This is a genomic window from Janibacter sp. CFPM2_SD2, assembly GCF_057364645.1.
Genome location: NZ_JBNFOF010000136.1, coordinates 1 through 8,610, shown reverse-complemented (window position 1 = coordinate 8,610; position 8,610 = coordinate 1). Strand labels below are relative to the sequence as shown.

At 72.6% G+C, this 8,610-nt stretch carries 7 protein-coding genes and 1 pseudogene; 5 read left to right on the top strand and 3 right to left on the bottom strand.

The features are described from left to right. From AC2W7J_RS12570 to AC2W7J_RS12560, 3 genes are all read right to left on the bottom strand, one after another. The coding region (locus AC2W7J_RS12570) for a transglutaminaseTgpA domain-containing protein (protein WP_485982767.1) at positions 1-703 on the bottom strand (703 nt) is incomplete at its 3' end. Next, on the bottom strand, positions 700-1,911 hold the full coding sequence (locus AC2W7J_RS12565) for a DUF58 domain-containing protein (protein WP_485982765.1): 1,212 nt from the start codon (positions 1,909-1,911) through the stop codon (positions 700-702). The genes AC2W7J_RS12565 and AC2W7J_RS12570, both read right to left, overlap by 4 nt. A 10-nt stretch (positions 1,912-1,921) precedes the next feature. Further along, the gene (locus tag AC2W7J_RS12560; protein WP_485982769.1) at positions 1,922-2,821 is read right to left on the bottom strand and encodes an AAA family ATPase; all 900 of its coding nucleotides are present in this window, start codon (positions 2,819-2,821) and stop codon (positions 1,922-1,924) included. Positions 2,822-3,239: 418 nt separating this feature from the next. Between AC2W7J_RS12560 and mraZ the strand changes: the two genes are divergently transcribed. From mraZ to AC2W7J_RS12535, 5 genes and pseudogenes are all read left to right on the top strand, one after another. Beyond that, positions 3,240-3,671, top strand: coding sequence for a division/cell wall cluster transcriptional repressor MraZ (gene mraZ / locus AC2W7J_RS12555; protein ID WP_255185915.1), 432 nt, complete (start codon positions 3,240-3,242; stop codon positions 3,669-3,671). Positions 3,672-3,867: 196 nt separating this feature from the next. Then, positions 3,868-4,816 (top strand): annotated as a pseudogene (rsmH, locus tag AC2W7J_RS12550) (16S rRNA (cytosine(1402)-N(4))-methyltransferase RsmH). Continuing rightward, the gene (ftsL, locus tag AC2W7J_RS12545) at positions 4,813-5,349 is read left to right on the top strand and encodes a cell division protein FtsL (RefSeq protein ID WP_421006748.1); all 537 of its coding nucleotides are present in this window, start codon (positions 4,813-4,815) and stop codon (positions 5,347-5,349) included. The pseudogene rsmH and the gene ftsL overlap by 4 nt, the downstream one beginning before the upstream one ends. Before the next feature lie 269 nt (positions 5,350-5,618). Next, positions 5,619-7,412, top strand: a complete 1,794-nt coding sequence (locus AC2W7J_RS12540; RefSeq protein WP_485982763.1) for a peptidoglycan D,D-transpeptidase FtsI family protein — start codon at positions 5,619-5,621, stop codon at positions 7,410-7,412. A gap of 11 nt (positions 7,413-7,423) precedes the next feature. Beyond that, positions 7,424-8,610: Mur ligase family protein (locus tag AC2W7J_RS12535; protein ID WP_485982761.1), on the top strand; the 1,187-nt coding region annotated here is incomplete at its 3' end.

Here is an 8,610-nt window from a genome sequence, read left to right as displayed (position 1 = left end):
TCGCCAGGGCGACGGCACCGGCCAGGCCGAGGGCGCCCCAGGCGCACGGCCTGCCAGCGGTGCGAGCGCGCCGCGACCTCCCTCGCCGTCGCCGCGCGCGAGCCGGGGGGACCGAGGTCACCCAGCCGTGGAGGTCGACGTCGGCCTGGTGGACGACCATCGCCAGCCAGACGCTGGCCGCGACGAGGAACCACAGCCCGTGGAGGGACCCGCCGGAGTTGGCCGCGGAGACGAGGAAGAGCGACAGCAGCGGCAGGCCGGCGACCGATGGCGACATCGCGGTGGCGCTCGACATGTCGACGGCGAGCGCGACGACCACGACGACGGTGACGAGCATGACGACGATGCCCGGCGTCGCGGGGGCCGGTGCGGCATAGCGGGTGATCGTCTCGTGCGCGTCGGAGACGTGCGCGGCGAAGGTCGAGATGGTCTGCGGCGTCGGCACCACGCCGAACCACGTCGTCTCCCGCAGCTGGGTGACGAGCAGGTAGAAGCCGGCGACGAGCGCCTGGCCCAGGACGACGAGACCCGCCCGGGTGGTCAGCCCGCGCAGCAGCATGCCGCTGAGCACGACGAGGAGGATCCCTCCCATCGCCGGGCCCACCCACGGGTTGTCGTCGAAGAGCGAGCGCAGCGGGAGCGCGACGACGAGGGTACCGAGCGCGGCGAGCAGCCCGGCGACGGCGCGGAGGTCGTGTCTCATGCCCGCACCCCCAGGCCGACCGACAGCCGTGTCCACAGCTCCGGCAGCTGGGCTCCGGGGCGCACGACCTCGGCCCGCCACCCGCCGAGTGCGAGCCGGTGGGCTGTCTCGTCGGCAGGACCGGTGCCCGAGCGTCCGGTGAAGCCGCCGCGGTCCACGACTAGGGCCCGGCCGTGGCGCGAGCGGGAGGTGCACAGGTCGACGACCTCGTCGTCGAGCTGCCCCAGCACGCCGACGACGAGACCGCCCCCGTGGAGCATGAAGTCGTCGAGCGCCTCGACGAGCCCGTCCGGCGAGGTCGTCTCCGCCGGCCCGACCGCCGCCAGCTCGTCGAGCGCGTGGTCGAGGTCGACGAGCGGGACGACGGCGCCGGTCTCGTCGGACGCGAGGCACAGGTGCACCTCGAAGCGCTCGCCGAGCAGCACGGTGACGATCGAGGCGACGGCCGTGACCGACCACTCGAAGGACCCCCCGCCGCCCGTGCCGGCGTGCGAGCCCGCACGGTCGTCGAGCAGGACGAGCGCGCGGCGACGGGAGGGCTGCTCGTCCTGACGGACCATCGTCTCGCCGGTGCGGGCGGTCGAGCGCCAGTGGATGCGCCGCAGGTCGTCGCCGATGCGGTACTCGCGCACCCCGATGTCGTCCTCTCCCTGGAGGGCGACGCGCGAGGAGGTCGATGTCTCGCCGCCCCCGCCGGCCGGCACGCCGCGGACGGGAGTGAGCGGCAGGACGCGGGGCAGGACGACGAGCGAGGTCTGGCCCGGCACGGGGATCGAGCGGGTCGCCAGGCCGAAGGGGTCGGTGACGCGCACCGAGAGCGGACCGATCACGTGGTGCCCGCGCACGTGCGAGCGCACCCGGTAGGAGAGCTGTCGGCTCTCGCCGCTGTCGAGGCGCGGCACGAGCAGGTGCGGGCGGTCGCCGAGGGCATAGGCGAGGGTCTCCTCGCCGCGCAGCAGGGGCGTGCTCAGCCGTCCGGCGTTGTGCACCTGCACGGTCACGTCGGCGTGCCCGTCGGTCGGGATCCGCACGGGGGAGACCTGCCGCGAGACGTCGAGGTCGAGGTCGCGACGGGAGAGGAGCAGCGCGAGGGCCGGCAGGACGACGAGCAGCCCGCCGACCTTCGTCAGGTCGTGCAGGCCGAGGACGAGCCCGGTGAGGGCGACGAGCACACCGGCGGCGACGAAGAGCCGCCCACGGCCGGTCATCGCGATCGCCTCACCGGGTGGCCGGCACGCGCGTGCGCTGGACCAGCTCGCTGACGATGTCGGTGGCCTCTCGGCGGGCGAGCTGGGCCTCGCTGCTCAGCAGCAGCCGGTGGGCGAGGACGACCGGGGCGATCTGCTGGATGTCGTCGGGCAGGACGTGGTCACGACCCGCGAGAGCGGCATGGGCCCGGCCGGCCCGCAGCAGGTGCAGGGTCGCGCGCGGCGAGGCCCCCAGACGCACGAGCGAGCTGGTGCGCGTCGCCGTCGCGATGTCGACGACGTACTGCCGCACGGCGGCGGAGGCGTGGACGGTGCGCACGGCGGCGATGAGCCGGGCGATGCCGGCGGCGTCGGCGACGGGGTGCAGGTCCTCGAGCGGCGAGCGGGCGCTGTGGTGGTCGAGCATGGTGATCTCCGCAGCCGCCGTCGGGTAGCCCATCGACAGGCGGGCCATGAAGCGGTCGCGCTGCGCCTCGGGGAGGGGATAGGTGCCCTCCATCTCCACCGGGTTCTGCGTCGCCATGATGATGAAGGGCCGCGGCAGCTCGTAGGTCGTGCCGTCGACCGTCACCTGCGCCTCCTCCATGCACTCGAGGAGGGCGGACTGCGCCTTGGGCGACGCGCGGTTGATCTCGTCACCGATGACGACGTTGGCGAAGACCGCGCCGGGGCGGAACTCGAAGTCGTGCTGGTCCTGGTTGTAGATGCTCACGCCGGTGATGTCGCTCGGCAGCAGGTCGGGCGTGAACTGCACCCGGCGCACCGAGGCGTCGATGCTGCGCGCGAGGGCCTTGGCGAGCATCGTCTTGCCGGTGCCGGGGACGTCCTCGACGAGGATGTGCCCTTCCGCGAGGAGCACCGTGATCGCCGTGCGCACGACATCGGGCTTGCCCTCGATGACGCCGTTCATCGTCTCGGCGAGCGCGCGGCCGACGGAGACGACGTACTCGAGGTCGTCGCTCACCTGCACCGCGGGCGCACCTTCCCTGCTGAGGGTCACCACGACTCCGATCCGGGGGCCGACAGTGCGCCGCCCCACTTCGCTCCGATGTGCCCCCGACCCTACGTGGCGGTCGGGCCCCGGCCCCAGGAAACGGGGTCACAAGACGGAGCTGCCGTCGATCCCGGCACGCGAGGTCCCCCCTTCGTGGTGATGAACGGGCGAAATTGCCCCACTTTGCACCACCCCTGATTTATCAGGGAAAAGTCAGCAAAGAAGTCGGCGAAAAGTGCCGAACAGGGTGTGATCTGGAGCAAAGGTGGAGTAAAGTGGTGGAACAAGGAAGCGCAGGGAGCCCTCGGGTCGAGACGAAGGGGAGGTGGCCGCCGTGTTCCTCGGTACCCACACCCCCCGCCTCGACGACAAGGGCCGCCTCTTCCTGCCGGCGAAGTTCCGCGACAAGCTCGCCGGCGGTCTGGTCATGACCCGTGGCCAGGAGCGCTGCCTCTACGTCTTCCCCATGGACGAGTTCGTCAAGATCACCCAGCGCTTCCAGGAGGCCCCCACCTCGAGCAAGGCAGCTCGCGACTACATGCGCGTCTTCCTCTCCGGCGCGAGCGACGAGATCCCCGACAAGCAGGGCCGGGTCACCGTGCCGGCCGCGCTGCGCCAGTACGCCGGCCTCGACCGCGAGTGCACCGTCATCGGCACCGGCTCGCGGGTCGAGGTCTGGGACACCGCCGCGTGGGAGGACTACCTGGCCAGCACCGAGCAGGCCTTCGCCGACCAGTCCGAGGAGGTGATCCCCGGACTCATGTGAGCAGCTGCCGCCCGGCCTCCAGCCGTGACGGCGCCGACCCGACTTCCCCCGGGCCGGATCGTCCCGGATGGGGACCAGGCGGCAGCTGCCGGACAGCCCGGAGATCACCACCCACCACCACCAGCACGAAGGGAGCACCGTGGAGCACAACGACACCGGCACCGGCCGCGACGCGGCCTCCCGCCACGTGCCCGTCATGCTCGACGAGGTCCTCGACCTGCTCGCCCCGGCGCTCTCCACGGAGGGCGCGTCCACGTGGACGGCACGCTCGGCATGGGCGGGCACGCGCAGGCCGTGCTCGAGGCCGACCCGCAGGTGCGGCTCGTCGGCATCGACCGTGACCCCCAGGCGCTGCGCCTGGCAGGGGAGCGGCTGGCGCCCTTCGGCGAGCGGGTCACCCTCGTGCACGCGGTCAACGACGAGATCGGCGAGGTCCTCGACGACCTCGGCATCGAGACCGTCACCTCCGCCTTCTTCGACCTCGGCGTCTCCTCCCTGCAGCTCGACGAGACCGAGCGCGGCTTCGCCTACGCCCACGACGCGCCGCTCGACATGCGCATGGACCCGACGACCGGGATCACCGCGGCCGAGGTGCTCAACACCTACGACGCCCGTGACCTCGCGCGCGTGCTCTCCGAGTACGGCGAGGAGCGCTTCGCCCGCAAGATCGCCGGCGCGATCGTCCGCGAGCGGGAGGTGACCCCCTTCGACCGGTCCGGCCGGCTCGTCGAGTTGCTGCGCGCCACGATCCCGATGGCCTCGCAGCGCGGCGGCGGCCACCCGGCGAAGCGCACCTTCCAGGCGCTGCGCATCGAGGTCAACGCCGAGCTCGCCGGCTGGGCCCGGGCACTGCCCGTCGCGCTCGAGCGGATCGCCGTCGGCGGCCGCATCGCCGTCCTGTCCTTCCACTCTCTCGAGGACCGCATCACCAAGCGGGGCCTCGCCGCGGGGGGCGACCTCGACCGCCCCCCGCCGACCTGCCCGTCGAGCCGCCGGAGCACGCCCCCGAGCTGCGGCTGCTCACCCGTGGCGCCCTCACCCCGGGGGTCCGCGAGCTCGAGACCAACTCCCGATCCGCCTCGGTCCGCCTGCGCGGCGCCGAGCGCATCCGACCGCCCCGCCAGCAGAGAGGTACGTCCCGATGAGCCAGTCGTCCGTCGCCACGACCGTCGCCCGTCGTGCGCCCGCCCGCCGCACCCGAGCCTCCCTCGAGGTGGTCACCCCGGCCGACCGGGCCGGGTCCCCGTGGTTCCCCGCGGCCTGCGTCGCCCTGCTGCTCGCCGGCCTCGGCGCCGTCCTCGGTCTCAACACCGCGATGGCCCAGGACTCCTTCGAGGTCACCGCGCTCGAGGCCCGCTCCGCGTCGCTCGCCGACAAGGAGGACTCGCTGGCCCAGACGATCAACGACCGGGCCGCGCCGCAGCGCCTGGCGACGAAGGCCGACGAGCTCGGGATGGTCCCCGCGAGCAGCGCCGCCTTCATCGACCTCGACCAGGGCAAGGTCCTCGGCGTGGCGTCGGTGGCGCAGAAGCCGGACGGATTTACCGTGGGAGCAGCGGCCACGGCGACCGCCGACGAGTCGACGAAGAGTGCCTCCGCCTCCCCGTCGAAGGCCACGAAGAAGAGCACCGCCAAGAGCACGAAGAAGAGCCAGAAGTCCACCCGCTCGAGCAACTGAGGAAGGGCCCCACGTGAGCCAGCGCCGACCACACCGCCCCCAGGGCACCGGTCGACCCTCCGGCTCGTCGCGGCCTGCGAAGAAGGCGGCACCAGCGAAGCGGGCAGCCGGCCCCGCCAAGAAGGCTGCTCCGGCTCGCAAGGCCGCTCCGGCCAAGAAGGCTGCGCCGGCGCGCCAAGACGGCACCCCCGCGCAAGGCTCCCGCCCGCAAGGCTCCGGCCCGTCGGCCGGCCGCGGCCCCCGCCGCTGCGGCCAACCCGCGCGGGCGGATGCGTGCACTCATGGTCGTCTCGCTCATCGTGCTCAGCCTCTTCGCCGCCCAGCTGCTGCGCATCCAGGGCTTCGACTCCGACGCGGTCGCCGCCGACGCCCTGCGCCAGCGCACCCAGACCGAGGCGATCCCCGCGCACCGCGGGACGATCTACGACGCCAACGACACCGTGCTCGCGCAGAGCCAGGAGCGGCGCACCGTCGTCGTCGACCAGACGGCCGTGCCGGCCTACGAGAAGGACGTCGACGGCACCCAGACCAAGGTCGGGACGGCAGGGGCCGCCAAGGACCTCGCCGAGCCGCTCGGCACGACCGCGGAGGACCTCGAGCCCAAGCTCACCGGCATGCAGCGCTACCGCGTGCTCGCCAAGAACATCTCGCCCCTGACCTGGCGCAAGATCAACGCCCTGGGCATCCCCGGCATCTACTCCGAGCGCTCGACCCAGCGCACCTACCCGCAGTCGACGACCGTCGCCTCGCTCGTCGGCTTCGTGCAGCCGCAGGACCAGACCGCCGGTGGTGGGCTGGAGCTGCAGCTCGACGACATCCTCAAGGGCACGCCCGGCCAGGCGACCTACGAGATCGCCCAGGACGGCTCGCGCCTGCCCAATGCCTCCGACGACGTCAGCTCGGCCGAGAGCGGGCGCGACGTGCGCCTGACGATCGACAACGACGTGCAGTGGTACGCGCAGAACGCCCTGGCCGACCAGGTCAAGGAGACCGACGCGCTCTCCGGCACGATCGTCGTCCAGCGCGTCGACACCGGCGAGCTCGTCGCCCTCGCGTCCTACCCGACCTTCGACCCCAACGACATCGGCGACGGCAAGGGCGTCTTCTCCAACCTCGCCTTCTCCGACGTCTTCGAGCCCGGCTCGACGTCGAAGATCATGACCGTCGCCGCCGGCCTCGAGGAGGGGGAGATCACCCCCGAGACGCCGATGATCCTCCCGGGGTCGATGCGCCGCGGCAACCAGACCCTCAACGACAGCCACCCGCACCCCGACGAGTACCGCACCGTCGCCGGCGCTCTCGCCGAGTCGAGCAACACCGGCACGATGCTCATCGGCGAGACGATGTCGCCGAAGACCCTCGAGGAGTACCTGCGCCGCTTCGGCCTCGGGTCGACGAGCGGCTCGGGATTCCCCGGCGAGTCCGCCGGCCTGCTGCCGAAGTCGGAGACGTGGAACGGCTCGCAGCGCTACACGATCACCTACGGTCAGGGTGTCTCGACGACGGCCGTGCAGGTGACCAACGTCTTCCAGGCGATCGCCAACGACGGCGTGCGGATCAGCCCGACCTTCGTCAAGGAGGTCAGCGACGGCGAGGGCGGCTGGGAGCCGGCCCCGGCCGGCAAGCGCAACCGTGCCGTCTCGTCGAAGACCGCCAACCAGGTCTCCCGGATGCTCGAGGGCGTCGTCTCCGACGAGGGCACCGCCCCGCAGGCGAAGATCAAGGGCTATCGCGTCGCCGGCAAGACCGGCACCGCCGACCGCTACGACCCCGAGACCGGTGGCTACAGCGGCAAGACCGCGAGCTTCATCGGCTTCGCCCCGGCGGACGACCCCAAGCTCGTCGTCTCGGTGATCCTCCAGCGCCCGATCAAGGGCTACTACGGCGGCGCGGTCGCCGCGCCCGTCTTCAAGGACGTCATGACCTACGCCCTCCAGAAGGAGCAGGTCCCGCCGACGCCGCAGGACGCGAAGTCGCCCAAGGTGCGCACCAAGCTGTCGAAGAAGCCCGCCGACGACACCCCGGGGCTGCTGCGTGACCGGGGCGCGCCGGACGGCGGGTAAGGTCGCGGATCGTGTCTTTTCCTCGCCCCGAGCGGGTCGCCCCGCTGACTCTGGCTGCCGTCGCCGACCTCGTCGGCGACGGCGCACCCGCGCCGGTCCACGGTGACCCGGCCACCGAGGTCACCGGTGTCTCCCTCGACACCTCGACCGTGCGCCCCGGGGACCTCTGGGCCGCGCTGCCCGGCGCCCGCGCCCACGGCGCCGACTTCGTCGACAAGGCGGTGGCTGCCGGTGCCGTCGCCGTCCTCACCGACGCCGACGGCGTCGCCCGGCTGCAGGCGAAGGGGAGTGACCTCCCCTTCGTCGAGGTCGAAGGACCCCGCAGCGTCCTCGGCCGGGTCGCCGACGCCGTCTACGACAGCGCCGCGCGGCGGCCGACGATGTTCGGCATCACGGGGACCAACGGCAAGACGACGACCGCCTACCTCATGGTGTCCGCGCTCGAGGCGCTCGGCCGCACGACCGGTCTCATCGGCACCATCGAGACCCGCATCGGCGACGAGCGGATCAAGTCGGTGCGCACGACCCCCGAGACGACCGACCTGCACGCCCTCCTCGCGACGATGGGGGAGCGCGATGTCGACGCCTGCGTCATGGAGGTCTCGAGCCACGCGCTGACCCTCCACCGGGTCGACGAGGTCGTCTACGACGTCGCCCTCTTCACCAACCTCAGCCAGGACCACCTCGACTTCCACGGAACGATGGAGGCCTACTTCCGCGCGAAGGCGAGCCTCTTCACCCCCGCCCGCTCCCGCCGCGGCGTCGTCTGCGTCGATGACGAGTGGGGGATGCGGCTGGCGGAGGAGGCCACCGTGCCGGTCACGACGGTCACCTCGCGGCTCGACGTCGAGGCCGACTGGATCATCGGCGGCGACCCGCGGGAGGCCCAGATGACGCTCACGCGCGGCGAGCAGGTGCTCGAGCTCGAGTCGGCGCTGCCGGGCGACTTCAACCGGGTCAACACCGCGATGGCTGCCGTCGCCCTGCTCGAGAGCGGTATCGCGCCGCAGGACGTCGCCCGCGCCGTCCTCACCCGCCCGCAGGTCCCCGGTCGCATGGAGCTCGTCGCCCCGAGCGACCCGACCCGTGAGGACCTGCCGACGGCGGTCGTCGACTTCGCGCACACGCCCGACGCCGTCGGGGCGGCCCTCGCCGCGCTGCGCCCGCAGACCAACGGCCTGCTCGTCGTCGTGCTCGC

What these genes read in the sequence shown, in the direction of transcription:
- ftsL (WP_421006748.1), top strand. Translation starts at nt 4,813, where the DNA reads ATGAGCCAGTCGTCCGTCGCCACGACCGTCGCCCGTCGTGCGCCCGCC.
- AC2W7J_RS12540 (WP_485982763.1), top strand. Translation starts at nt 5,619, where the DNA reads ATGCGTGCACTCATGGTCGTCTCGCTCATCGTGCTCAGCCTCTTCGCC.
- AC2W7J_RS12565 (WP_485982765.1), bottom strand. Translation starts at nt 1,911, where the DNA reads ATGACCGGCCGTGGGCGGCTCTTCGTCGCCGCCGGTGTGCTCGTCGCC.
- AC2W7J_RS12560 (WP_485982769.1), bottom strand. Translation starts at nt 2,821, where the DNA reads ATGAACGGCGTCATCGAGGGCAAGCCCGATGTCGTGCGCACGGCGATC.